The sequence below is a fragment of the Microvirga sp. ACRRW genome (assembly GCF_022346925.1).
In the GTDB taxonomy this organism is placed as follows: domain Bacteria; phylum Pseudomonadota; class Alphaproteobacteria; order Rhizobiales; family Beijerinckiaceae; genus Microvirga.
Map to the genome: position 1 here is coordinate 390,026 of NZ_JAKRNJ010000003.1, position 21,583 is coordinate 411,608.

27 protein-coding genes and 1 tRNA gene are annotated in these 21,583 nt (G+C 60.7%); 19 read left to right on the forward strand and 9 right to left on the reverse strand.

The genetic code is table 11. The features are described 5' to 3' along the window. Window positions 1-24: 24 nt before the first annotated feature. A complete protein-coding gene (locus MHY87_RS09190; RefSeq protein WP_239351214.1) occupies window positions 25-675 on the forward strand; it encodes an MBL fold metallo-hydrolase in 651 nt (216 codons plus the stop codon). Window positions 676-738: 63 nt separating this feature from the next. Here the strand turns inward: MHY87_RS09190 and MHY87_RS09195 are convergent, their stop codons facing one another. Then, window positions 739-2,202 carry a catalase gene (locus MHY87_RS09195; RefSeq protein WP_239351216.1) on the reverse strand — a complete coding sequence of 488 codons (1,464 nt, stop codon included), beginning with the start codon at window positions 2,200-2,202 and terminating at the stop codon, window positions 739-741. 70 nt (window positions 2,203-2,272) lie between these two features. Between MHY87_RS09195 and MHY87_RS09200 the strand changes: the two genes are divergently transcribed. From MHY87_RS09200 to MHY87_RS09215, 4 genes are all read left to right on the forward strand, one after another. Next, window positions 2,273-3,238, forward strand: a complete 966-nt coding sequence (locus tag MHY87_RS09200; protein ID WP_239351217.1) for a LysR substrate-binding domain-containing protein — start codon at window positions 2,273-2,275, stop codon at window positions 3,236-3,238. Between the two features lie 113 nt (window positions 3,239-3,351). After that, entirely contained in the window at window positions 3,352-4,017 is a 666-nt protein-coding gene (locus MHY87_RS09205) for a peroxiredoxin (protein ID WP_239351218.1), read from the forward strand. A 34-nt stretch (window positions 4,018-4,051) separates the two neighbouring features. Continuing rightward, on the forward strand, window positions 4,052-4,975 hold the full coding sequence (locus MHY87_RS09210; protein ID WP_239351219.1) for an MBL fold metallo-hydrolase: 924 nt from the start codon (window positions 4,052-4,054) through the stop codon (window positions 4,973-4,975). Window positions 4,976-5,011: 36 nt separating this feature from the next. Continuing rightward, complete coding sequence (locus tag MHY87_RS09215; protein ID WP_239351220.1) at window positions 5,012-6,040, forward strand: cysteine synthase A; 1,029 nt, start codon at window positions 5,012-5,014, stop codon at window positions 6,038-6,040. 66 nt (window positions 6,041-6,106) lie between these two features. Here the strand turns inward: MHY87_RS09215 and MHY87_RS09220 are convergent, their stop codons facing one another. Next, window positions 6,107-6,547, reverse strand: a complete 441-nt coding sequence (locus MHY87_RS09220) for a hypothetical protein (protein ID WP_239351221.1) — start codon at window positions 6,545-6,547, stop codon at window positions 6,107-6,109. A gap of 108 nt (window positions 6,548-6,655) precedes the next feature. Continuing rightward, window positions 6,656-7,432: a sulfite exporter TauE/SafE family protein gene (locus MHY87_RS09225; RefSeq protein ID WP_239351222.1), complete on the reverse strand. Its 777-nt coding sequence runs from the start codon at window positions 7,430-7,432 to the stop codon at window positions 6,656-6,658. A 203-nt stretch (window positions 7,433-7,635) separates the two neighbouring features. Here MHY87_RS09225 and MHY87_RS09230 point away from each other — a divergent pair, with 203 nt between their 5' ends. Next, window positions 7,636-7,893 (forward strand): hypothetical protein, encoded by a 258-nt coding sequence (locus tag MHY87_RS09230; protein WP_239351223.1) that lies wholly within the window; start codon window positions 7,636-7,638, stop codon window positions 7,891-7,893. 39 nt (window positions 7,894-7,932) lie between these two features. On the opposite strand, the gene MHY87_RS09235 is transcribed toward MHY87_RS09230, so the two are convergent. Continuing rightward, window positions 7,933-9,447 (reverse strand): hypothetical protein, encoded by a 1,515-nt coding sequence (locus tag MHY87_RS09235; protein WP_239351224.1) that lies wholly within the window; start codon window positions 9,445-9,447, stop codon window positions 7,933-7,935. Window positions 9,448-9,525: 78 nt separating this feature from the next. Continuing rightward, window positions 9,526-10,704 carry a TAXI family TRAP transporter solute-binding subunit gene (locus MHY87_RS09240; protein ID WP_239351226.1) on the reverse strand — a complete coding sequence of 393 codons (1,179 nt, stop codon included), beginning with the start codon at window positions 10,702-10,704 and terminating at the stop codon, window positions 9,526-9,528. A gap of 386 nt (window positions 10,705-11,090) precedes the next feature. On the opposite strand from MHY87_RS09240, the gene minC reads away from it, so the two are divergent. From minC to minE, 3 genes are read left to right on the forward strand one after another with little or no spacing between them, the layout of a single operon-like run. After that, the gene (minC, locus tag MHY87_RS09245; protein WP_239351228.1) at window positions 11,091-11,810 is read left to right on the forward strand and encodes a septum site-determining protein MinC; all 720 of its coding nucleotides are present in this window, start codon (window positions 11,091-11,093) and stop codon (window positions 11,808-11,810) included. 21 nt (window positions 11,811-11,831) lie between these two features. Next, window positions 11,832-12,647 (forward strand): septum site-determining protein MinD, encoded by an 816-nt coding sequence (gene minD / locus MHY87_RS09250; protein ID WP_239351230.1) that lies wholly within the window; start codon window positions 11,832-11,834, stop codon window positions 12,645-12,647. Then, on the forward strand, window positions 12,644-12,904 hold the full coding sequence (gene minE, locus MHY87_RS09255; RefSeq protein ID WP_239351231.1) for a cell division topological specificity factor MinE: 261 nt from the start codon (window positions 12,644-12,646) through the stop codon (window positions 12,902-12,904). The genes minD and minE overlap by 4 nt, the downstream gene beginning before the upstream one ends. Window positions 12,905-12,959: 55 nt before the next feature. On the opposite strand, the gene MHY87_RS09260 is transcribed toward minE, so the two are convergent. The 3 genes from MHY87_RS09260 to MHY87_RS09270 form a co-directional block, all read right to left on the reverse strand. After that, complete coding sequence (locus MHY87_RS09260) at window positions 12,960-14,120, reverse strand: thermonuclease family protein (RefSeq protein WP_239351232.1); 1,161 nt, start codon at window positions 14,118-14,120, stop codon at window positions 12,960-12,962. Beyond that, on the reverse strand, window positions 14,113-14,829 hold the full coding sequence (locus MHY87_RS09265) for a hypothetical protein (protein WP_239351233.1): 717 nt from the start codon (window positions 14,827-14,829) through the stop codon (window positions 14,113-14,115). The genes MHY87_RS09260 and MHY87_RS09265 overlap by 8 nt, the downstream gene beginning before the upstream one ends. 101 nt (window positions 14,830-14,930) lie before the next feature. Further along, window positions 14,931-15,248, reverse strand: coding sequence for a septal ring lytic transglycosylase RlpA family protein (locus MHY87_RS09270; protein ID WP_239351513.1), 318 nt, complete (start codon window positions 15,246-15,248; stop codon window positions 14,931-14,933). Between the two features lie 420 nt (window positions 15,249-15,668). Between MHY87_RS09270 and MHY87_RS09275 the strand changes: the two genes are divergently transcribed. Beyond that, entirely contained in the window at window positions 15,669-16,619 is a 951-nt protein-coding gene (locus tag MHY87_RS09275) for a DMT family transporter (protein ID WP_239351234.1), read from the forward strand. Window positions 16,620-16,623: 4 nt separating this feature from the next. Here the strand turns inward: MHY87_RS09275 and MHY87_RS09280 are convergent, their stop codons facing one another. Further along, a complete protein-coding gene (locus tag MHY87_RS09280) occupies window positions 16,624-16,908 on the reverse strand; it encodes a hypothetical protein (protein ID WP_239351235.1) in 285 nt (94 codons plus the stop codon). Window positions 16,909-17,099: 191 nt separating this feature from the next. Here MHY87_RS09280 and MHY87_RS09285 point away from each other — a divergent pair, with 191 nt between their 5' ends. The 9 genes from MHY87_RS09285 (at window position 17,100) to MHY87_RS09325 (ending at window position 21,579) form a co-directional block, all read left to right on the forward strand. Then, window positions 17,100-17,423: a hypothetical protein gene (locus MHY87_RS09285; protein ID WP_239351236.1), complete on the forward strand. Its 324-nt coding sequence runs from the start codon at window positions 17,100-17,102 to the stop codon at window positions 17,421-17,423. Window positions 17,424-17,745: 322 nt separating this feature from the next. Continuing rightward, entirely contained in the window at window positions 17,746-17,955 is a 210-nt protein-coding gene (locus MHY87_RS09290) for a cold-shock protein (protein ID WP_239351237.1), read from the forward strand. Window positions 17,956-18,052: 97 nt separating this feature from the next. Next, window positions 18,053-18,331 carry a translation initiation factor IF-1 gene (gene infA, locus MHY87_RS09295; protein WP_047187074.1) on the forward strand — a complete coding sequence of 93 codons (279 nt, stop codon included), beginning with the start codon at window positions 18,053-18,055 and terminating at the stop codon, window positions 18,329-18,331. 42 nt (window positions 18,332-18,373) lie between these two features. Next, on the forward strand, window positions 18,374-18,637 hold the full coding sequence (locus tag MHY87_RS09300; protein ID WP_239351238.1) for a hypothetical protein: 264 nt from the start codon (window positions 18,374-18,376) through the stop codon (window positions 18,635-18,637). A gap of 20 nt (window positions 18,638-18,657) precedes the next feature. Next, entirely contained in the window at window positions 18,658-18,879 is a 222-nt protein-coding gene (locus MHY87_RS09305; protein ID WP_239351240.1) for a hypothetical protein, read from the forward strand. A gap of 226 nt (window positions 18,880-19,105) precedes the next feature. Continuing rightward, a complete protein-coding gene (locus MHY87_RS09310; RefSeq protein WP_239351242.1) occupies window positions 19,106-19,900 on the forward strand; it encodes a class I SAM-dependent methyltransferase in 795 nt (264 codons plus the stop codon). Continuing rightward, the gene (locus MHY87_RS09315) at window positions 19,897-20,646 is read left to right on the forward strand and encodes a pseudouridine synthase (protein WP_239351244.1); all 750 of its coding nucleotides are present in this window, start codon (window positions 19,897-19,899) and stop codon (window positions 20,644-20,646) included. Before MHY87_RS09310 ends, MHY87_RS09315 begins: the two co-directional genes overlap by 4 nt. Window positions 20,647-20,727: 81 nt before the next feature. Then, a tRNA-Arg gene (locus MHY87_RS09320) sits at window positions 20,728-20,804 on the forward strand. A gap of 358 nt (window positions 20,805-21,162) precedes the next feature. After that, window positions 21,163-21,579, forward strand: coding sequence for a PilZ domain-containing protein (locus MHY87_RS09325; RefSeq protein WP_239351245.1), 417 nt, complete (start codon window positions 21,163-21,165; stop codon window positions 21,577-21,579). Window positions 21,580-21,583: the final 4 nt, after the last annotated feature.

Sequence of the window (21,583 nt, forward strand, 5' to 3'; positions counted from 1 at the left end):
TCTCGACAATCGAAGGATCTGCCTGTGCCCAATGTTCGCGCCGCCATCATTCCCGTCACGCCGTTCCAGCAGAACTGCACGTTACTCTGGTGCGAGAAAACCAAGAAAGCGGCTGTCATCGATCCCGGCGGCGACATCGAGCGCATTCGTGATGCGATTGCGCAAAGCGGCGTGAGCGTGGAGAAGATCATTCTCACCCATGGCCATATCGACCATGCCGCAGGCGCGGCAGACCTGCGCGATGAGCTTGGCGTGAAGATCGAAGGCCCGCATCAGGCGGACGATTTCATGCTTCAGCGCTTGGCCGATCAGGGACAGGCCTATGGTATCCCTGCGCGACCCGTCACGCCGGATCGCTGGCTTGATGAAGGCGACACGGTGACCGTCGGCGAGTTGACGCTCGATGTTCTGCACTGCCCAGGCCATTCGCCGGGCAGCGTCGTGCTGGTCTCGAAAGACGAGCGTTTCGCCATTGTTGGCGACGTGATTTTCCAGGGCTCCGTCGGCCGCGTCGATCTTCCGGGAGGCGACGGCAAGGCGCTCATCAGCTCGATCAAGGACAAGCTGCTGCCGCTCGGCGACGACATCGCCTTCATCTGCGGCCACGGCCCCATGAGCACCTTCGGTCAGGAGCGCCAGACGAATCCGTTCCTGCAAGGCGAGGGGCTCCTCTGAAAATAGCAGCGACCCGGGATTGCTCCCGAGCCGCTTCGCTTTGCCCCTACGGCTTTTGATTTTTTATTCCGCTGCCTGGATCATCACGGCGCCCTTCAGGCCCATGCGATCTGCCACGCCGAGACCGTAAGCCTTGTCGGCGAGATAGAAGTGCACGATCTGGCGCTTCACGATCTCTTCCGGCACGCCCTGCATCGCTGCCGCGATGTTGTCCATGAGCCGGTTCTGCTCGTCCGGGGTCATGAGGCGGAAGAGGTTGCCGGGCTGCGTGTAGTCATCGTTGCCGGCGCGGTGGTCGTAGCGATCCGCATTGCCCGAGATCTTCAGCGGCGGCTCCGCAGCGCGCTGCGTCTGCACCGGACCGTTGAACGAGTTCGGCTCATAATACGCATCGCCGCGATTGGGCGTATCGAACAGCATCGAGCCATCCGCATGGTAGTGATGCACCGGACAGCGCGGACGGTTGACGGGAAGCGCCTCGTAATGCGTGCCGACGCGGTAGCGGTGCGCGTCCGCATAGGCGAAGATGCGGCCTTGCAGCATCTTGTCGGGTGAGAAGCAGATGCCCGGCACGATGTTCGACGGCGAGAACGAGGATTGCTCCACTTCCGCGAAGTAGTGAGCGGCATTGCGGTTCAGTTCGAGAACACCAACCTCGATCAGCGGATATTCCGCATGCGGCCACACCTTGGTCACGTCGAACGGGTTATAGGAGGTCTTCTCCGCATCCGTCTCCGGCATAATCTGCACGCAGAACTTCCAGCGCGGAAAATCGCCGCCTTCGATGGCTTCATACAGATCGCGCTGGGCGCTCTCGCGGTCCTTGGCGATGACGGCATTGCCCTCTTCATTCGTCCAGGTCTTGATGCCTTGCATGGACTTGAAGTGGAACTTCACCCAGAAGCGCTCACCGGCCTCGTTGATGAACGAATAGGTGTGCGAGCCGAAGCCGTGCATGAAGCGGTAGCCCTGCGGCAGGCCGCGATCCGAGAACAGGATCGTCACCTGATGCAGGCTCTCGGGGCTGAGCGACCAGAAATCCCACATGGCGGTGGGCGAGCGCAGGTTCGTCGCGGGGTGGCGCTTCTGCGTGCGGATGAAATCGGGGAATTTTACGGGATCGCGGACGAAAAACACCGGCGTGTTGTTGCCGACGATGTCCCAGTTGCCTTCCTCTGTGTAGACCTTCAGAGCGAAACCGCGCACGTCGCGCTCGGCATCGGCCGCACCGCGCTCGCCGGCGACCGTCGAGAAGCGCAGGAACACTTCCGTCTTCTTGCCGATTTCGGAGAAGACCTTCGCTTTGGAATACTTGCTGATGTCGTTGGTGATGGTCAGCGTGCCGTAAGCAGCCGAGCCCTTGGCATGCACCACGCGCTCCGGAATGCGCTCGCGGTTCTGGTGCGCCAGCTTCTCGATCAGCTGGTAATCCTGAAGCAGCAGCGGGCCGCGCTCGCCGGCCGAGAGGCTGTTCTGATTGTCGGCGATCGGCGCACCGGCGGTGGTCGTCAGCGTCGTCTTGGTCATGGTCGTCCCCATTGAATCGGGCGCACCATGACCGGGAGGGGAGATCAGGTCCAATTGTATTGATTACAAAATGCGATCAGATATTCTTATCGACGCCATGGTGACAATCAGACAGCTACGTTATTTCGAGGCGCTTTCTCGCACGCGCCATTTCGGCATGGCCGCCGATCAATGCGCGGTGACGCAGCCTGCCTTGTCCATGCAGATCAAGGAATTCGAGCGGGAGCTTGGCATCGAGCTGGTGGAGCGGCGCGGCAACAGTGTCGTGCTCACCCTGGCGGGGCAGGAGATCGCCGGGCGGGCGGAAGCGATCCTCACCCAAGTGCGGGAGTTGTCGGAACTGGCTCGTCAGCACCATGGCGTGCTCTCCGGACCCGTGCGCCTTGGCATCATTCCATCCGTGGCGCCTTATCTTCTGCCCGCGATCCTCTCAGAAGCGAACCGGCTTTATCCCGACCTCGAGCTGCAGATTCGCGAGACTCAGACGGATCCGTTGCTGGACGAACTTCTTCGCGGCGAACTCGATGCGGTGCTGGTTGCGCTGCCTGTACAGAACCCGCAGCTGGAAGCAGCGCCTCTCTTCGAGGACCGTTTTCTCGTAGCCGTGCAGGCTCAAGCCGCCGATCAATGGGCCTCGAAGGATCTGCTCGAATGGATCGGGCAGGAGCGGCTGCTGCTTCTGGAAGAAGGGCATTGCCTGCGCGATCAGGCGCTGCACTATTGTCAGGTCGCCAATACGCAGGCGCGCAAGGCGCTCGCCGCCGCTTCGCTCACCACCATCATGCAGATGGTGGCCGCGGGCCACGGTATCACGCTTCTGCCGGAGCTGTGCGCGGCGACAGAAGTGGACCGCAATCGCGTTGCGCTCATACCGTTCCCGGAGAACCCGCCCATGCGCACGCTCGGTCTCGCCTGGCGGAAAACATCGGGGCGCAAGCAAGACTTTTCGGCCCTCGCCGATCTGATCAGAGACCTTCGGCAGAAGGAACAAGGCCGAGGGAACCTCGGTCATGCAGAGAGGGCGCCGGGCACGTGATCCACTCCGAATAGGTCAGCTTCGGGTATGGAGGGACGGCTGTCAGCCATTCCCGCTTATGATATGTTGCGAGCTCTCTTCAGGAGCACAGGATAAAAGTCGGGGAGGTTTTCATGACGCTCCAGCTTGGCGATGTCGCACCGGATTTCGAAGCCGAAACGACCGAAGGCCATATCCGCTTCCATGATTGGATCGGCAATTCGTGGTGCGTGCTATTCTCACATCCGAAGGACTTCACACCCGTCTGCACGACGGAACTCGGCTACATGGCCCGCATCAAGCCCGAGTTCGACAAGCGCAACGTGAAGATCATCGGGCTGAGCGTCGATCCCGTCGACAATCACGCCAGATGGGCTGCCGACATTGAGGAAACTCAAGGCCATGCGCCTAATTATCCGATGATCGGCGATTCCGACCTGCACATTTCAAAGCTCTATGGCATGCTCCCTGCGAGCACCGGCGGTACCTCGGAAGGACGCACGCCTGCCGACAACCAGACGGTACGCAACGTCTTCGTCATCGGTCCCGACAAGAAGATCAAGTTGATCCTCGTCTACCCCATGACCACGGGCCGCAACTTCGATGAAGTGATCCGCGTCATCGACTCGCTTCAGCTGACAGCGAACCACAGAGTTTCGACTCCGGTGAACTGGCAACAGGGTGAGGATGTCATCATCGCTGGGTCCGTGTCGGACGATGAGGCCAAGAAACTCTACCCCGGTGGCTGGAAGGCTCCGAAGCCCTATATGCGCATCGTCCCTCAGCCCGGTTCCCGGTGATCGTTCGGGGATTGTCTCAGAGGAGCGCTAAGAGATGAGCATAGAGGCCCCTCCGCACTCCGGTGCCGGGACGCGGACAGCAGCGCCGCATGTTGCGGCGTTCTTCGAGCGCCGCACCTTCAGCATTCAATATGTGGTGTCCGACCCAGGCACAGGCGAATGCGCCGTTATCGACCCTGTTCTCGACTACGACGAAAAGTCGGGGTCGATCGCCACCCATTCGGCGGATGAGATTCTTCAGTACATCTCCGAGAAAAATCTGACGCCCGCATGGATCCTGGACACGCATCCGCATGCGGATCACCTGTCCGCCATGGATTACTTGAGGCGAAAGACAGGTGCGCGAACCGGGATCGGCGAGAAGGTCGTCGGCGTTCAAAAACTCTGGAAGGACATCTACAACCTGCCCGACAGTTTTCCGACTGACGGTTCGCAATGGGATCGCCTTTTCGCGGACGGGGAAAGGTTTCGGATCGGCGGATTGGATGCGACGGTCCTGTTCTCGCCCGGACACACGCTTGCTTCGATCACCTATGTCGTGGGAGACGCGGCCTTCGTGCACGACACGCTGCTGATGCCGGATTACGGCACCGCCCGCTGCGACTTTCCCGGCGGCGATGCCTCACAGTTGTGGCATACCATGCAGCGCATTCTCGCCCTGCCGGACGACACGCGCCTTTTCATGGGGCATGACTACATGCCGGGCGGTCGCGCGCCTGCCTGGGAGAGCACGGTGGCCGAACAGCGGGCGCGGAACGTTCATCTCGTGCAGGCTCCGAGCGAGGAGCGCTTCGTGGAATTCCGCAAGGCCCGAGACGCGACACTTCCGATGCCGAAGCTCATCCTGCACGCGCTTCAGGTGAACATCGCGGCCGGTCGCCTGCCCGAGCCCGAGGGAAATGGCCGTCGTTACCTGAAGATCCCCCTTGACGCTCTCTCGGGAGTGCGGTGGGACTAGAGCCCGCTACAAGGCATGCAGGAGGGGAGACAAGCGATGATCCATCAAGGGATCGTGGATGCGATCGGCAACACGCCGTTGATCAAACTCCATCGCGCATCCGAGATGACGGGATGTACGATCCTGGGCAAGGCCGAGTTCATGAATCCTGGGCAGTCCGTAAAGGATCGCGCCGCGCTCTTCATCATCCAGGATGCGGTCCGGCGCGGGGAGCTTCGTCCGGGCGGCGTCATCGTCGAGGGGACCGCCGGCAATACGGGCATCGGCCTTGCGCTCGTGGGCAATGCGCTGGGCTATCGCACGGTGATCGTGATCCCCGAGACGCAGACGCAAGAAAAGAAGGATATGCTGCGGCTTGCGGGCGCCGAACTCATCGAGGTGCCCGCCGTGCCTTACGCCAATCCCAACAACTACGTGAAGGTGTCCGGCCGTCTTGCGGAGCGCCTTGCTGCGTCCGAGCCGAACGGAGCGATCTGGGCCAACCAGTTCGACAATGTCGCCAACCGGCAGGGGCATGTGGAAACGACAGGCCCCGAGATCTGGCAGCAGACGGATGGCAATGTCGACGGCTTCATCTGCGCGGTGGGAACCGGCGGCACGCTCGCCGGTGTAGGCGAAGCGTTGAAGCAAAAAAATCCGAAAGTCGTGATCGGTCTTGCCGACCCCATGGGTGCTGCGCTCTACAATTATTATACGGCAGGTGAGTTGAAGGCGACGGGCTCATCCATCACGGAAGGGATAGGCCAGGGCCGCATCACGAAAAATCTGGAAGGCGCGCCTATCGATATGGCGTTCCAAATTCCCGATGAGGAGGCATTGCCGGTCATTTTCGAGCTGCTTGAACATGAAGGCCTGTGCCTCGGCGGCTCGTCGGGCATCAATGTTGCGGGCGCGATCCGTCTCGCCCGTCATCTCGGTCCTGGGCACACCATCGTTACCGTGCTTTGCGATTACGGCACACGCTACCAGTCGAAGCTCTTCAATCCGAACTTCCTGCGCGAGAAGAATCTGCCGGTGCCTGAATGGCTGGAGCGTAAGACCACAATTGATGCGGGCCTTGTGTAACAATCCCTAATAAGGACGCCCGCCTGATAGCGACATGAGGCGGGCGTCAGACGGTTCCGAGAGGTCTCAGGCCGCGGACGGGGTGGTGTTGCTGTCCGTCGCTTCGCTCTCTTCAGGCCGCTGCGTGTGCGTGCGTGAGAGATTGACCGGCGGACGCGGAGGCTGGGCAGAGTTGGTTTTCGCGACCGCGTTGAAGTTTTGAAGATCGGCCTGAATGCTGTCGAGAAGGTCGATCATCCACATCTCGCTCGCATCGATCTTGTCCCGCAGGGCGGATTTCGCGATGTCGACCTTCGCGGAAATTTCCATCGGGTTACGGGATTGCAACGTGCTGAAATCCTGCTCCACGGTGGTGAGCTCCACCAGAAGCTCATCGCGAAGAGCCCGCTGATCCTCGCTGGTGATCAGAGGCGAGTTCAGCATGCCGCGTAAGGCGGCCCAGCGCAGTCCGAGAGCACTCACCGATTGCGTGCTGCTGAGTTCTGCAAGTTTCTGATTTTCTGCCACGGGATCATCCTTTGAAAGCACTTGGATTAGAACCGTGACAGAAAGCGGGATGGTTGTGGCGTGAATCGGGCAGACGCACAAGAAATGCGCCTGCTCCTCGCGAAAAGATTATGCGCGGGCAGGCATGAAGAAAATAAGTGTTAGAGCTGCGCCGACTGCAATCACCAGCCACCGAATAACGTTAATGGGCAAGCGGCGTCCGAAGACGACGCCGATGTAACCGCCGGCAATCGACGCAAAGCCGACGATGATTGTCTCGGGCCAGCTGACAATGCCCTTTGCAACGAACACCACGACGGCCACAAGCTGGATCACCGTGGAGCAAAGATGCTTTGCCGAGTTGATCAAATGAAAATCATCGCCCTCGGTGATCGCGAGCGCCGCGAGCATGACGATGCCCATGCCGGCGCCGAAGAAACCGCCATAAATTGCGACGCAGAGCTGGAAAGCGAGCCCGACAACCCAAGCTCTCGTCGAAGGATGCGGCCCCTCGCTTTTCCCGATGCGCCGCGCGAGGCCCACGATGCGCGGGCTTGCAGCGAATAGAACGGTGGCGAACAGGATGAGCCACGGAACGATCTTGCTGAACGAAGCCTCGTTCGTAATGGTGAGGATATAGGCGCCGCCGAGGCCGCCGATCAGGCTTACGACGCCGAGTGCCGCGAAGCGTCGTGCGTTGGCGGCGAGTTCGCGCCGATAGGCCCAGGCGCTCGACAGATTGGCGGGCGTCACCGCCACCGCGCTCGTGGCATTGGCTACCACCGGAGGTAATCCCGCCGCGACGAGAGCCGAGAAGGTGAAGAAAGTGCCGCCGCCTGCAATGGCATTGACGAGACCTGCGGCAAGGCCTGAAGCCGCGAGAAGCGCTGCAGTGGTGAGTTCCATGATCCGTTCTGTTCGATGAGAAGAGGCAGACAGAGTGAAGGTGCGGGATAGCACGAAGATGTCTGACAAGCCCATTGGGCGAACGTCTAGCCGGTCAAAGTTGGCAAAAAAGGAAGATTTGCCTCTAAAAACCCGTGGTTTCCTGTGGATCGCAGCTTTGGCGTCCATTGCCCTCGAGGCGGCAAGGGCGGATGTTAGAACACATGTCGAACATCATCCCTCTCGCCCCGCGCCTGAAACAGGCCAGGTCCACCGCCACGGAGGCGGAGGAGCGGGCGACTCTGGCTGCGGATCTCATCGATCTGATCGAGCGGGTACGGGAGATGACCGAGCACGTTGCAGCCCTGACCGGCCCTTCCCTGCAGATTCAGCAGACGGCCCAGCAACTCCTCGATGCCGGCACCTCCCTCGAGCGCGCCGTCGAGTCCCTGACGGAGAATGGCGAATGGGTGCCGTTCTAACGGCCTCTTCGACACCAGCTTAACAATTCTCTCTTCGTCTCATTTCAGTGCTTCCATGCGCTCGGAGGCTTGGCTCATTCCGAGCGCTTGGGCCTGCGCATAATATTCCCGTGCCTTGCCCACATCGCCGCGAATGCCGCGTGCGCCGAGCTTGGAGAGAATATGAGGATCAAACGTCTCTGCGAGCAAGAAAGCCGCTCGCGCATGGCCGTTCGACAAGGCGTGTTCGAGAAGCAGGCGCGCTCCACTCACATCGCCTTTCTGAAACAGCTCTTCCGCGCGTGCCACCAGCCGGTCATCTGGTCTGATCTGGCTCGCCTTAGGCTCAGGCAAAGATTCTTTAGCTGCCGGAGGCGCGGCGGGAGCGATGCGAGCCGTCGAAAGGGGGCGGGCGGCCTCAGGCAATTGTGTGATTGCCACTGTTGCAGGGCTCTTGGCGGGCAGCGCGGATGTGACGGATCCCGGCGCCGGTTCCTCCTTTACGGGAACGACGGAAGGTGAGGGTGCGCGACCGTCTCCCTGCCCGAGGGATGTGAAAGTCTCCGCTTTGATCCTTGCAGATCCGGGCGTTGGCGAAGCCACGTTCGGATCCTGCGTCCCCTGAAGCGAGCGTAGCTCCTGCGCCGTGTCTGCAAGCCTCTGGGCGAAGTCATCGCCTCGCACTTGCGCCTGAGAGAGAATGTCCTCCAGTTCCGCGATCCGGATGGCGGATTCTCCTTCCTGTTCTTTCAAGGCTTGCAGGTTGCGCATTTCCTCTCGCGCATCGGCGAGCTGGCGCTCGATGGTGTCACCGCGCTCACGTTCGCGCTGCAGCAGCGTTTCCAGTTTGGAAACCTCCTGCGTCTTCGCTATTGCGCCCGTTACTCCTGCGGTCTGGAGTGCGCGATAATCGGTCTGCAGATTGGCGAGCTGCTGCATGATGGCTTCACGCTGTTGCCTCTCCTGCTGCAGATCGTGCTGCAATCCCGAAACCTTGATGTTGGCGCCGGAGGACTCCGTTTCCAGGCGCACTGTGAGGGCATTGTATTGCTTCGTGAGATCGGAGAGCGTCCGTGTGATCGCCGCGCTGTGGGATTGCTCCCGGTCGAGCGCTTCCTGCAGATCGGCCAGGTTGTCTTCACTGGACTGGGCGGGAGCGATGCATGCCGATGGAGAGCCGGGCGAGTTCTGTGCGGCCTGAAGGCCAAGGCCTTGCAGGGAAGACAGAAGATCAGGATCACGAATGCGGTCGATGAGCGCGATGGCAAGCGTGCCTGCCTCGATGGCTGCGTTGAGTGTGGTTTCCGCCTCCTTCAGGTCGCCTCGCTGCATGGCGGAGAGAAGCTGCACCGCAAGCCGCTCCCGGTCGGGAGAGGTGACGAGGAAGGGAAGCATGGCCGATAGATCGCTGGTGTTCCCCCTCCAGGTTGCCGCATCCTCATCGATTGTTGCCTCGGGATATTGACCCGGAGCGTTCTCGGCGAGAGCGGGGCCTGCGAGAGAGAGACTGATCAAAGCGATCGTGAGGATTTCGGTGGCGGAATGCGAAAGCCGGAGATGATCCCGCTTGTTCATGTCGGACCTCCTAGGGCGGTCGCCGAAGGCTCGATGATGAGCCCTCGGCTTCGGTCCTGATTGTTGTGTGTTGTTGTCTTAATCCTGTCGGGTGACTCTGCGGGGCGCTCTCTGGCGGTCGTTGCGCCAGGCGAGGAAATCCCTGAAGAGGGCCTCGCGCTGTTCCGGCGACACGGTGATGCCCCGGCTTTGCATGAAGCTCTCGAAACTCTGCACCTCGGCGGAGGGCTTGCTGGCGGTTGCCGCGCGATCCAGCCAATCCTGCGCGGCCCTGATGCGTTCCCAGCCGGGAACGGTCGCTGCGAGATTGACCTCCTTCCATTTCGGGTGGCGGCCCGGCTGGAGGAATTCATCGAAGCGGGAGAAGAAAGCGTCCACGAACCGCTTCACACGATTGTAGCGATCCGAGTTCTCGGGCCAGTTGTACACGACGAGAAGGCTGCCGACCGCCAGGGTCTCCACGGGTTTGTCGGAGGCGACGAGCTGCGGATAATCCTTGTTCTCGAAGCGCGCCGGGAAATAGGATTCGGCAATCTCGCCCTCGAACGGAATCGAGAGAAGATGGAAGCGACCGTCGGTCTGGAATTCCGCGATGGCGCGGACCGGGCGCCCGGCGACGTAAAGAGCGGCCTGGATCTCGCCCGACTTCAGCTTCGCGTAAGACGAGGCCTGATCGAAAGTCGTGAGCTCCGGCTTGATCCCGAGCTTGTTGAAAATGAGCTGCGCGGTGAGGTTGGTGCCGCTTCCCACCTTGTCGATATTCACCTTCTTGCCTTCGAGCTGCCGGATATCCGTAATGTCGTTGCTCGCGATGATGTGGACTTCCTCGTTGTAGAGGCGCGTGATGAAGCGCAAGCGCTGCACGGCGTCATCCTGAAGGTTCTCAGCCTGCAATTGCTCTCGCGCGTCCATCTGCACGATGCCGATGTCCACGCCGCGCAGGAACATGATGTCCTTGAGGTTCTGGAGCGATCCGCGCCCGATCATCGGAAGGATGCGCAGGTCGTTGTTGTCGAGAACATTCGCGAGATCGGCTGCGATGCGGATATAGGTGCCGTCGGCTCCGCCCGAGATTACGCCGAGCGTGCCTTTATTGGCCCGGCTGGCGCTGGTGCTCTGCCCCTGCAAGGGAGCCGGAGTCTGGGCCGAGGCATAAACCATGCCGGAGAGAAGGCCTGCAGCGAAGACGGCAATCCGCATGACCTGCCGGGCTGAAGGAACACGTCTTGAGAGAAAACCCTTAACTCGACCCGCCATACCTCGTCCTCCCTGGACTGGCCGATTGGCCGTTTGTTGTTCAATCGTTTTGCTTGGCGAATCCGCGATATGAAAATAATCACGATAGTTTCGGAAGGCGCAACGAAGGAACGGTTATGGTAGGTCCATTGCAAATAGGGTCAATTCAGTTTTGCTGGCGGATTAATACTCAAGAAGTGCTAGGGGATAATCACAAAGTAATAGATATTATCTTTATTTTCCTTGGAACAGCTGAAATTCTTATCAAATCGCCTGCCACGCTCTCTTGGGAAAGTGGAAATTTACGGGGTTTCCCTGAAAAATTGTTAGCGAGAGCGGGGGCTCCTTAACGGTCCATTAACCATAAGCGTTCGAAATCAGGGGGTATTAAAGGAATTTGAACTCCCGTGACCATCGCCGTTCGCCCCCGTCCCGCTCTTCGCTTCCGTGGCAGGTCCTTTTTGGCCCTGGTGCTTGCGCCTGAAGTGCCCTTGAGGGACTGGCTCGAGGATCTCGACGCGGTATCGGAGCGTTCGCCCGGATTTTTCTCCGGCCGCCCGATCATTGCCGATGTCTCCAACCTCAAGCCCTCCAAATCCGAGCTGAAGTTTCTTCTGGCCGCCTTCAAGATGCGCAACATCCGCATCGTCGGCCTCGAAGGCGCCGCGCCTGAAAATGTCGAGCCCGACATGCCGCCGCAGATTACCGGGGGCAAGCCTGCGGGCGAGATCGACATCCATGAAGGGAGCGAGAACGCGGCTGCGGCCGCAACCCCGGCTGCGCATTCTCCCGCCGACGACAAGACGCTGATGATCGAGGGCTCCGTGCGCTCGGGTCAGTCGATCCTGCATCCGGAGGGCGATGTGACGGTTCTCGGCTCCGTCGCCTCGGGCGCGGAGATCGTGGCCGGCGGCTCCATTCACGTTTACGGCGCGCTGCGCGGTCGTGCGATTGCCGGCTGCACGGGCAATTCCCGCGCCCGCATCTTCTGCAGAAAGTTCGAGGCAGAATTGATCGCCATCGACGGTCTCTACAAGACCGCCGACGATCTCGGTTCAAAGTTCCACGGTCAACCCATCCAGGTGAATCTGGATGGCGATTCGATCATCCTGCAAACCCTGGATTGATAGAGAGAAAGAGAGACGACAATGGCCAAAGTCTTGGTCGTAACATCCGGCAAAGGTGGCGTTGGAAAGACAACGTCCTCGGCAGCTCTGGGCGCGGCGCTGGCGCATGGCGGCGATAAGGTCGTCGTCATCGACTTCGATGTCGGCCTGCGCAATCTCGATCTCGTCATGGGCGCCGAGCGCCGCGTGGTGTTCGATCTCATCAACGTAGTGCAGGGCGACGCCAAGCTCTCGCAGGCTCTCATCCGCGACAAGCGCATTGAGAACCTGTCGCTGCTTCCCGCCTCGCAGACTCGCGATAAGGACGCGCTGACGGAAGAGGGCGTGGCCCGCGTTCTCAACGAACTGCGCGAGAAGTTCGATTGGATCATCTGCGACAGCCCCGCCGGCATCGAGCGCGGCGCGACCATGGCCATGCGCCATGCGGATGTGGCTGTCGTGGTCACCAATCCGGAAGTCTCCTCGGTCCGCGATTCCGACCGCATCATCGGCCTCCTCGACTCGAAGACCGAGAAGGCGGAAAAAGGCGACCGCATCGAGAAGCACCTGCTGCTCACCCGCTACGATCCCGCCCGCGCCGAGCGCGGCGAGATGCTGAAAGTGGACGACGTGCTGGAAATCCTCTCCATTCCGCTCATCGGCATCATCCCCGAGAGCGAAGAGGTTCTGAAGGCGTCGAACATGGGCTCGCCGGTCACCCTCAACAATCCGGCAAGTGCACCGGGCCGCGCCTATTTCGACGCGGCGCGCCGCCTCAAGGGCGAAACGCTCGAGATGACGATCCCGAGCGACAAGAAGGGCCTGCTCGGCAAATTGTTCGGACGGAGGGCCGCATGAGCCTGATGAGCTTCTTCAACCGCCGCACGTCGGCGCCTGTAGCGCGCGAGCGCCTGCAGATCCTCTTGGCTCACGAGCGCGGCGTCGTGGGCGGACAGCCCGACCTCGTGGCGAAGCTGCGCGAGGAAATCCTTGCCGTCGTCCGCCGCCACGTCATGGTCGAGCACGACAACGTTCAGGTGAAGATGAACCGCGACTCGGACATCTCCACCCTCGAGATCGAAGTCGAGATTCCGGCACCCGTCGGCGCGCGCTGATCGGTATCGTGAAAAGCATTCAAACGGCCCCTGCATTGCGGGGGCCGTTTTTCGTTCAGGGCTGCTTGTTCCACACGCCGAGCTTTGCCTCGCGCGCCTGGTCGGCGGCGGCCTTCAGTTCAGGCGTTGCTTCCGCATTCGGTTGTCCGCCGCCGTTGAACAGGATGACCCGTGACAGATCCTGCTCGCCAACCCGGCAGCGATAGGTGTCGTTGCCGCCGGTAGGTTCGCAGGTAACTTCGCGGCCCTGAAGATAATTCGTCAAATCTTCCGGCTTGCCAGCCCCGGGTGCCCATTCCACGCCGAAGAGACGTACCACCTCCCCATTCAAGGAAAGGGTGGCGGTGTCGATCACATCCGGCACGCCGCGCAAGGTTTGCCTGCTGGATGCGCGCGCTGTCTCGGGCCGCGCATTCGCAACCTCTGCAGCGCCAAGAGCCCCGGTCTCCGAGGGGCCCGCGAGACCGGCTTGCGTGGTGTCATCGGGACGAAGCGCGAAGAAGGCGCCCACGCCCAGCAGCACCAGGAAGGCTGCCGCGACGCTCAAGGCGAAGCCAGGGCGGCGGGATACGGGCTTGTCCTGAATATTGTCGAAGAAGGCCTGCGCCCGTTCCTTGGATTCGGCGATGGAGTTTCGAACGCCTGCCATCGTGCCGGACTCTGCCAAAGCCTCCGGCAATTTCAGCTTTCCGGACAGGTTTTGAGTCCAGCCATGGAAGCGAACCTTACCCCTGCGCCAATGGGCGAGCGCATGCGTGCCGAGTGATGGCGCGAGTTTTCTGTTCGGTTCCGGTGTGGTGGAGGAAGCAAGGTCCAGCCAATCACGGCTCTGCTTTTTCTCGACAGGTGCCGGTTCAACCGTCTCGACAGCCTGTTCTTGCTTGTGATGGGCCTTGAAAAGAAATGGATGATCCCTGCGCAATTCGGCGATCAGATCCTGCAAGGTCAACGGAACCGTCTGTCCGTTCCGCTCCATCACTCTGGGCTCGCCATGGGAGTTGATGACGGTGAGCTTCAGCTCTCCGTCGACGCGGGAGGGACGTAAGGACGACTCGATGATGAGCTCCAAAGCCCGACGCGCATCGTCGGTGGGATTGAGCTTCTCGATCTCGGCATGGATGAGATCGCGCATCTGCTCCCGCATCTGAACGGCATTGCCGATCGGGGTGTCGCCAAGACTTCTGGATATATCGTGACGCGAGGCGGCATCACTCATTCGATGAACCCTCCGAAGTAAGAATGCGCTTACGTGTTTGCTGAATCAACGTGCTGTGCTCAGCCACGATCAGCGGCTTCTCTCCAATGAATTCCACAATGAGCTGGAGCGCACCCGATCCTTGCGAGAGGCGGCGGCGCTTCGGATTGGCGGCGGTGTAATCGAAAACCGCATGCACGGTGCAGACCGTTCCGGCAGGATTGCATGTCGTGCCGATGGATTCTTTGCGAGGACGATATTCGCGCTCGGGCCAGCGCTGTGTGAAGCGCTTCTTTTCCTTATACAGGCGATCCAGGCTTACGGTGCTGCCGTGGAAGAGAACGCGCGGCGCATAAAGCTCGGCCGTGGCATCGAGCGCGATATCGTTGCGCGCGGACCACGACGCCAGATAATCGATGGCGAAATTCTTGGCGGCGTCTGGCCGCGATGCGCGATGTTCGGCAGATTGCTGCGGCTGCGGCTGCGGCTGCGGCTGCGGCTGCGGCTGCGCTTGTTGCGCGGGCGCCGGCGCGGGCTGCCGCGCTTCCGGAACCGGTTCGGCGGGGAGAGGCTGCGGAGATAGCGGAGGCGGCGCGGGTTGTGCCGCAGCTCCATTCTCTGGTGGCGGATCGACCCATGGCCGTGCTCCTTGAGCAAAGGCCATGGGGCCGCCGGCCCACAGAAGCGCGGCGATGGAAAGTGTCGATGTCAGCAACCGGCCCGTCTGCATATGCTCTTTCCGAACAGCCTTCTGAATTCAAAAAGGTGACCGGGGAAAAGCGGACGGGGCCGTTTGGAGTTCCATCGAACGCGTGACGGGAAAGAGTCCGATCAGAGTTCCGCGACGGTGACGGAACCCACGCCCGTAATGCCGATGGCTTGCGCGGAGGCGCGGGAGAGATCGATCACGCGGCCATGCGCGTAAGGACCGCGATCGTTGATGCGCACGACCACCGACTTGCCGGTTTTCTTATTCACGACACGGACCTTGGTACCGAAGGGCAGGGTGCGGTGCGCAGCAGTCAGCTCATTCGTGTTGAAGGTCTCGCCGCTCGCAGTCCGGCGCCCGTGGAAGCCAGGGCCGTACCAGGAAGCGCGGCCGCTCTGGATGACCTTTCCGGCATCATCCTTCGGCTGGGCTTGCGCCATGGAGGCGGGAAGAAAAGCGAGGGCCGATAGAAAAAGGCTTGCGACTTTGAGCGTTGTCTTGCGTTGATCCACAATGCATTCCCTTGTTGTTATACGTGGATGCGCAAAATGGAAGCTAATGAGGCAACAATGAGACCTCTATCATGATTCATCTTGGCTCAGTAATATCAGATATACTGAACAGTAATTCATGTTCATCGCAAAACATTGTAACGATCAGTTCATATTAGCCTGAAGCTTGATGAGGAAACGTTGTCGTTAAAGCGAAGCTTGGCCTTATAGAAACAAGATCCATTCATCGGGAGCATGGTGCCGGTGTGGTCTTTGCACTTCTCATTCCGATGAAACGAACCTTTAGTGGGACGATCATTGCCTCCAGGCTCGCAGCATCCGCCTGCGGGCCTCTTTTTTGAGTCGTTCATGACCGTTGTTTCCAAACCCTCCGAGAGCGAGGCGTTGTCGCAAGTCGTCGACCAGCCCTTGCGTGCGCCCACGGCCTATTCGCCGGTGCGGGGCATTCTGCTGCTCGTGGCCTCGACGGTTTTCTTTTCCGTTTGCGATGTTTCGACCAAGTACCTGGCGGCCACGCTGCCTGCGTCAGAAATCGCGTGGATCCGTTATGCGATCTTTTCCTGTCTGGTCGTGCCTGTCGTTCTGCTGATGGGCGGCACATCGCTGTTTCGCGCGAAGCGTCCCGGCCTTCAGGTGCTGCGAAGCTTAGGCATGATCGGATCGACCCTGTTCTTCACGCAGGGGCTGCGTTACCTGCCAGTTGCTGAATCAACGGCGATCTATTTCGTCTCGCCGATCCTGATCATGGCCCTGTCGATTGTCTTCCTCGGAGAATCGGTGGGGTGGCGGCGCTGGGTCGCGTCACTGGTGGGCCTCGTGGGTGTGCTGGTCGTCATCCGCCCTGGGACTGATGCCTTTCAGGCGACCGCGCTTCTCCCGCTAATGGGCGCTACGAGCTGGGCCGCTGGTGCCGTCGTGACGCGCAAGATGAGCGGCGTCGATCATCCGCTGACGACGGTGGCCTATTCCGCCATCGTCGGCTGCCTTATCTTAAGCGTGACGCTTCCCTTCAATTGGGTGGCGCCCTCCGCCGGCGAATGGGGCGCTGCCTTTCTGATGGGCTTGGCTTTCACCATCGGGCAATGGCTTGTCGTGCTGGCCTATCGCCACGGCAATGCATCCGTGATCGCGCCGTTCTCTTATGTGCAGCTGATCTGGGCGGGAGCGCTCGGCTATCTGGTCTTCGCGGCGCTGCCGGATGGCTGGACCATCGTCGGCGCCTGCATCATCGCAGCGAGCGGCCTCTATACCGCCTATCGGGAACGTGTACGCATGCGGCAGAGGCGTGGGGAAGCCTGAAGGCTCAGGCCCCCGAATGCACGACGCGCAGGCGCGGACGCGCGGCGCGGCTGTAGAACGTAAGCTCGACGCAATCGTCAGTGGCTTCACCCTCGACCAGGCGGTAGCCGAACTGGTCCGCCACGGCGCGGATCTGGCCCAGATTGGCCTTGGAGATGCGGCGGCTGAATTCCGAGACGTCCTGGCTCATGAGCGCCGCCAATACGCCGACCTCGACCCCCTGGGCGAAATCGGTGCTGCGCGCCGGAAAACGAAGCCGCAACCCCTCGGCAAGGTGGATGTGATGCATGTGATCCCGTTCACTTCACGACGTTTCGACAGGGTTATCGCCCAGAACATCCTACCGCTTGTTTAAAGCCGGGCGCTTCCAAGCCCCTCTGTGGATAGCGCCGACAAGATCGGCTCGGATCCGAAAGCCGTTCTCGGCATTTATTCTCGCAGAGCCTTTGCGGTTGGCCGCGCGGCCGGAGGACGTTTGAGATGAAGTTTCAATTGATGGGTGTTGCAATCGTGGCCGGCCTTCTGGCCCAGGAGACGGCTCACGCGGCGGATCTGGGGCATGTCACCGTGACCCGGACCACGCGCGTGAGCCGCATGACTCCCATCGTGACCGAGCGCGCCATTGCCCGCCTCGCTGATCAGGATCTCGGTTATTCCGTTCTGCACGAGCCCATCGGCGGGGTGCCGCAGCGCGGCTATCGGGTGCATGTGACCTGCACCATCACGGAGACCTTCCGGCAGACCTATTGCCCGACGCCGGCCTATGTGGCCACGTGCCCCGACGCCCGGATCATCTGCCAATAAACGCATATTATTTCTGCGAGGAGGATGGCCTTCAAAGAAACTTTATCAAGTTCAGAAAAAGTCGTTTCAGGAAAAAGCTATGGTTCGTCCGCTCGCATGAGAGGATAAAGGTCAATTAAATCCATTCTCAGCCTTGTATTCGCCCTAATAGGGCACTAGATAATTCTCATCGACATTTGGCCGGACAATCGGGCCGTTACGCCTTGGCATGCCAGGCGCACGTTCAGACAGCCTTCCCAAACATCGACTAACCCGAGCAAGGGCGTGCTTCCGCACGCTCGTCAAGCTCACGTGCACTGACGCATAACTCAAGGATATTCCCATGATTTCGGGTACCGTAAAATTCTACAACGACCAAAAGGGCTTCGGCTTCATTCAGCCGGACAACGGCGACAAGGACGTGTTCGTCCACGCCACCGCCCTCGAGCGCGCCGGCATCCGTGGCCTTCGCGAAGGCGAGAAGGTCACCTTCGACACGGCTGAGGACCGCCGCTCCGGCAAGATCGCTGTCAACAACATCCAGACGGCCTAAGATCTCTGATCATCACCAAGCGGCGCGTATATCGCGCCGCTTGGCAAAGCCGCCCTTCGGGAGCGGCTTTTTTATTTTCAGCAAAAGGATTTTCTCCATGGCCAAGGAAGAGCTGATCACATTCGAAGGCGAGGTTATCGAGATCCTGCCGGATGCCCGCTATCGCGTGAAGCTGGAGAGCGGACACGAGATCGTCGCCTACACCGCCGGCAAGATGAAGAAGAACCGCATCAAGACGCTGGCGGGCGACCGCGTGACCGTCGAGATGTCTCCTTACGATCTCGACAAGGGCCGGCTCATCTTCCGTCACAAGGACAGCGGATCGGGAGCGCCCCGTCCGGCAGGTGCCCGTCGCCCGCAATTCCGCCGCCGCTGAGTGGCGCAGGGCTTGAATTCATCAGCCCGGGAGAGGTCCACGATGCATGAAAAGACTTGGACGTTCGAGGCCGGCGACTTGGTGCCGGAATGGCTGATGCGCCAGACCAACTGCATTCTGCGCTTTGGCCGCGACGCCGTTGTCGTCGAGAGCAGCAGCGAGTTTCAGATCTATCCCGCCACCGCCATGGACGCCGAGGATGCCATGGTGCTGGCGGAAATCCTCGATCAGGAGATCGATGCCGAGGTCGAGCACACCCTGCCGATTAAGGCTCACACTCTTCCCCGGCCGATGTCCCTCAACTGATCGAGACACAGGAGATTCACATGAGTCACAAATTTTCACTGGGCCAGCTGGTTCACTCTGCCGGAACACGCTTCGCCGATCGGACGGACGGCGTGTACGAGATCGTCCGTCTCATGCCAGAGGCAACCAATGGAGAGTTAGGCTACAGGATCCGGCACACCACGAGCGGCGCCCAACGGGCCGTCGGAGAATCCGAGATCCGAGCCGTTGCTGCAAAGCCAGGGCCGCTTTCGGTCAATTAAGACAATGCTCGGAAAAGAGGCTTTGAAGTAGATCCGGGCTTCCAGGTTTACGTTCCGGGCCTCGGCATAATAAGAACACGGCTCCTTCAGCGTGGATCGAGCAGCCTTGCCAGACATCACATCGACCGGAATCTATGGGACGCCCCCAGTTGAGCTGGCTGAGGCGCCTCCGGGCAGCCGACAATTCTCTCCTCTGATTCCCGGCTCAGGAAAGCTGGAGGATCAGGTGGACGCGTCCTTGACGGAGATGGTTGTGCTGGCTCCGCCCGGCACGGTGGAGCGGCGCTACACCATCGCGCTGGCGCTGAAGGCACTCGCGCCCGGCGGCAGGCTGACCGTCCTCGCGCCCAAGGACAAGGGCGGCTCGCGGCTCGCCAAGGAACTCAAAGGGTTCGGCTGCGAGATCAGCGAAACCTCCCGCCGTCATCACCGCATCTGCACCTGCGAGAGACCTGCTCAGCTCAGCGGTCTCGATGAGGCCCTGGCCGAGGGCGCGCCGCGCTTCGACGACGCACTAGGGGCGTGGACCCAACCCGGTGTGTTCAGCTGGAATCGTCTCGACCCGGGCAGCGCCCTCCTTGAACAGAACCTGCCTGCCTTCAGCGGCAAGGGCGCCGATTTCGGCTGCGGCACCGGAACTCTCGCGCGCACGATCCTGAAAGGTCCGAACGTCACGCATCTGCTCATGCTCGATATCGATCGCCGCGCCACCGAGATGGCGGAGCGTAACATCGAGGATACACGCGCGGAGATCCGCTGGGCGGATGTGCGCTCAGGCCTACATGCGAGTGGGCTCGACTTCGTGGTGATGAATCCGCCGTTCCATGACGGTGGCGCCGAGGATCAGGGCTTGGGTCAGAGCTTCATCCGCAAGGCTGCGGAAGCCTTGCGTCCGGGCGGCGTGCTCTGGCTCGTCGCCAACAGGCACCTGCCTTACGAGGGTGTGCTGAAGCCGTTGTTCAAGCGCGTCACGCCGAAGATGGAAGCGGCCGGCTACAAGATCTACGAGGCCCAGAAATGAGCAAGACGCCCACTCTCCGCCTCGACAGGCTGCTCGCCAATCTGGGCTATGGCTCGCGCCGCGAGGTGCAGCAGCTCGTCTATGCAGGCCTCGTCACCCTCGACGGCGAAACCATCGAGGATGCGGATGATCGCATCGCCGTCACACGCGATCTCTCGGAGCGCATGCTCGTGCGCGGCAAGCCGCTCGATCCGCCGCCGGGTTTGGCGCTGATGTTGCACAAGCCGCTCGGCGTGACATGCTCGCACAAGGAGGCAGGCCCGCTGGTTTATAGCCTTTTGCCCGAGCGCTGGCGCCGTCGCGACCCCGCGATCTCCACCATCGGCCGCCTCGACAAGGAAACCTCCGGTCTCCTGCTCATGACAGATGACGGCAATCTGCTGCACCGGGTGATCTCGCCCCGCGCGAACATCTCCAAGCGCTACCAGGTGACTCTCGATCGCCCCTTGCGCGGCGACGAGGCCGAGATCTTCGCTGCTGGGGGGCTTATGCTGGAAGGCGAGGAGAAGCCGCTCCTGCCTGCGAAGTTAGAAGTCTTGTCAGAGACAAGCGCCTATCTCACGCTGACCGAAGGGCGCTATCACCAGGTGCGCCGCATGTTCGCCGCCGTGGGAAACCATGTCACTGTCCTTCACCGCGACAAGATCGGGGATCTCGCCCTGCCGGCAGATCTGGAGCCCGGCCAGTACAGGCTTCTCACCGAAGCCGACCTCGCCCTGATCCTGCCGCCCGCCAAGAACGCTTGAACCTGGCGTCCGCGATCCCCGGTCAGAGGTTGTCTTGAGAGCCCTGATCGGGTAGGGAAGAGGTCAGGCCCAAGGCCTCACGCACCCGTAGCTCAGCTGGATAGAGCGTTGCCCTCCGAAGGCAAAGGTCACACGTTCGAATCGTGTCGGGTGCGCCATTCTCCCCCCTTTTTCGCTCTCGCTTCGGCCCCCTCTCGCAAGGACAGCTTCCTTGTAGAGATTCAACTGTTGCGCCTCGACACGCTGATTTTTCGTGTCGGACGATAGGGGGAGCATGCCTTTTCAACCGCTGCGGGTTTAGCTTCCTTTTCGTAAAGGCGATTATGCAAGATTACTTTGAAATAATGCCACGCTAGGTTGTTGAAATGCGCGTTACCATATTACTTATATAGTGTCGGCTCGCTCGGTGCCTTCGTTCCGCGAAGGCTCCTGAGACTTGGTGGAAAATCAAGGGAGTCGAGCTGACAGGTTTGTCCTGTCTCATGTTGAGAAGCGGGACGAAACGATGGGGGATTCATGAATCCGGTTGAGCAGCGTCGCGCCAGTCCGCGTACGCGCACTCTCCTTGAGGGGCTGATTGTTTACAACAATCGCCTTTCCCGTATGGAATGTACGGTACGGGATCTTTCGGAAACCGGTGCCTGTCTCGTGTTCTCTCAGCCGGTGAAGGTGCCCCGGGAATTCGAGTTGCAGATCCCGAAGCGGAAGCTTACCCGGCGTGCCCAGATCATGTGGTATGACGGGCGGCACCACGGCGTCATGTTTCTCGATGCCGACGAGGGACTTGTCGCGACGAACAAGACTGTACCCCTGGTTCCTGCCAGTGAAGGCGCGAGCGTACCTGAGATCCTGGACGAAGCCCGCCTGCGGATCGCGCAGGTGCTCGGCGTCTCCGCCGATGTGATTCAGCTGAAGGTCGAGATCGACAAGTAAAGAC

What these genes read in the sequence shown, in the direction of transcription:
- MHY87_RS09195 (WP_239351216.1), bottom strand. Translation starts at nt 2,202, where the DNA reads ATGACCAAGACGACGCTGACGACCACCGCCGGTGCGCCGATCGCCGAC.
- MHY87_RS09200 (WP_239351217.1), top strand. Translation starts at nt 2,273, where the DNA reads ATGCGATCAGATATTCTTATCGACGCCATGGTGACAATCAGACAGCTA.
- MHY87_RS09205 (WP_239351218.1), top strand. Translation starts at nt 3,352, where the DNA reads ATGACGCTCCAGCTTGGCGATGTCGCACCGGATTTCGAAGCCGAAACG.
- MHY87_RS09210 (WP_239351219.1), top strand. Translation starts at nt 4,052, where the DNA reads ATGAGCATAGAGGCCCCTCCGCACTCCGGTGCCGGGACGCGGACAGCA.
- MHY87_RS09215 (WP_239351220.1), top strand. Translation starts at nt 5,012, where the DNA reads ATGATCCATCAAGGGATCGTGGATGCGATCGGCAACACGCCGTTGATC.
- MHY87_RS09225 (WP_239351222.1), bottom strand. Translation starts at nt 7,432, where the DNA reads ATGGAACTCACCACTGCAGCGCTTCTCGCGGCTTCAGGCCTTGCCGCA.
- MHY87_RS09230 (WP_239351223.1), top strand. Translation starts at nt 7,636, where the DNA reads ATGTCGAACATCATCCCTCTCGCCCCGCGCCTGAAACAGGCCAGGTCC.
- MHY87_RS09235 (WP_239351224.1), bottom strand. Translation starts at nt 9,447, where the DNA reads ATGAACAAGCGGGATCATCTCCGGCTTTCGCATTCCGCCACCGAAATC.
- MHY87_RS09240 (WP_239351226.1), bottom strand. Translation starts at nt 10,704, where the DNA reads ATGGCGGGTCGAGTTAAGGGTTTTCTCTCAAGACGTGTTCCTTCAGCC.
- minD (WP_239351230.1), top strand. Translation starts at nt 11,832, where the DNA reads ATGGCCAAAGTCTTGGTCGTAACATCCGGCAAAGGTGGCGTTGGAAAG.
- minE (WP_239351231.1), top strand. Translation starts at nt 12,644, where the DNA reads ATGAGCCTGATGAGCTTCTTCAACCGCCGCACGTCGGCGCCTGTAGCG.
- MHY87_RS09260 (WP_239351232.1), bottom strand. Translation starts at nt 14,120, where the DNA reads ATGAGTGATGCCGCCTCGCGTCACGATATATCCAGAAGTCTTGGCGAC.
- MHY87_RS09265 (WP_239351233.1), bottom strand. Translation starts at nt 14,829, where the DNA reads ATGCAGACGGGCCGGTTGCTGACATCGACACTTTCCATCGCCGCGCTT.
- MHY87_RS09270 (WP_239351513.1), bottom strand. Translation starts at nt 15,248, where the DNA reads ATGGCGCAAGCCCAGCCGAAGGATGATGCCGGAAAGGTCATCCAGAGC.
- MHY87_RS09275 (WP_239351234.1), top strand. Translation starts at nt 15,669, where the DNA reads ATGACCGTTGTTTCCAAACCCTCCGAGAGCGAGGCGTTGTCGCAAGTC.
- MHY87_RS09280 (WP_239351235.1), bottom strand. Translation starts at nt 16,908, where the DNA reads ATGCATCACATCCACCTTGCCGAGGGGTTGCGGCTTCGTTTTCCGGCG.
- MHY87_RS09285 (WP_239351236.1), top strand. Translation starts at nt 17,100, where the DNA reads ATGAAGTTTCAATTGATGGGTGTTGCAATCGTGGCCGGCCTTCTGGCC.
- MHY87_RS09290 (WP_239351237.1), top strand. Translation starts at nt 17,746, where the DNA reads ATGATTTCGGGTACCGTAAAATTCTACAACGACCAAAAGGGCTTCGGC.
- infA (WP_047187074.1), top strand. Translation starts at nt 18,053, where the DNA reads ATGGCCAAGGAAGAGCTGATCACATTCGAAGGCGAGGTTATCGAGATC.
- MHY87_RS09300 (WP_239351238.1), top strand. Translation starts at nt 18,374, where the DNA reads ATGCATGAAAAGACTTGGACGTTCGAGGCCGGCGACTTGGTGCCGGAA.
- MHY87_RS09305 (WP_239351240.1), top strand. Translation starts at nt 18,658, where the DNA reads ATGAGTCACAAATTTTCACTGGGCCAGCTGGTTCACTCTGCCGGAACA.
- MHY87_RS09315 (WP_239351244.1), top strand. Translation starts at nt 19,897, where the DNA reads ATGAGCAAGACGCCCACTCTCCGCCTCGACAGGCTGCTCGCCAATCTG.
- MHY87_RS09325 (WP_239351245.1), top strand. Translation starts at nt 21,163, where the DNA reads ATGAATCCGGTTGAGCAGCGTCGCGCCAGTCCGCGTACGCGCACTCTC.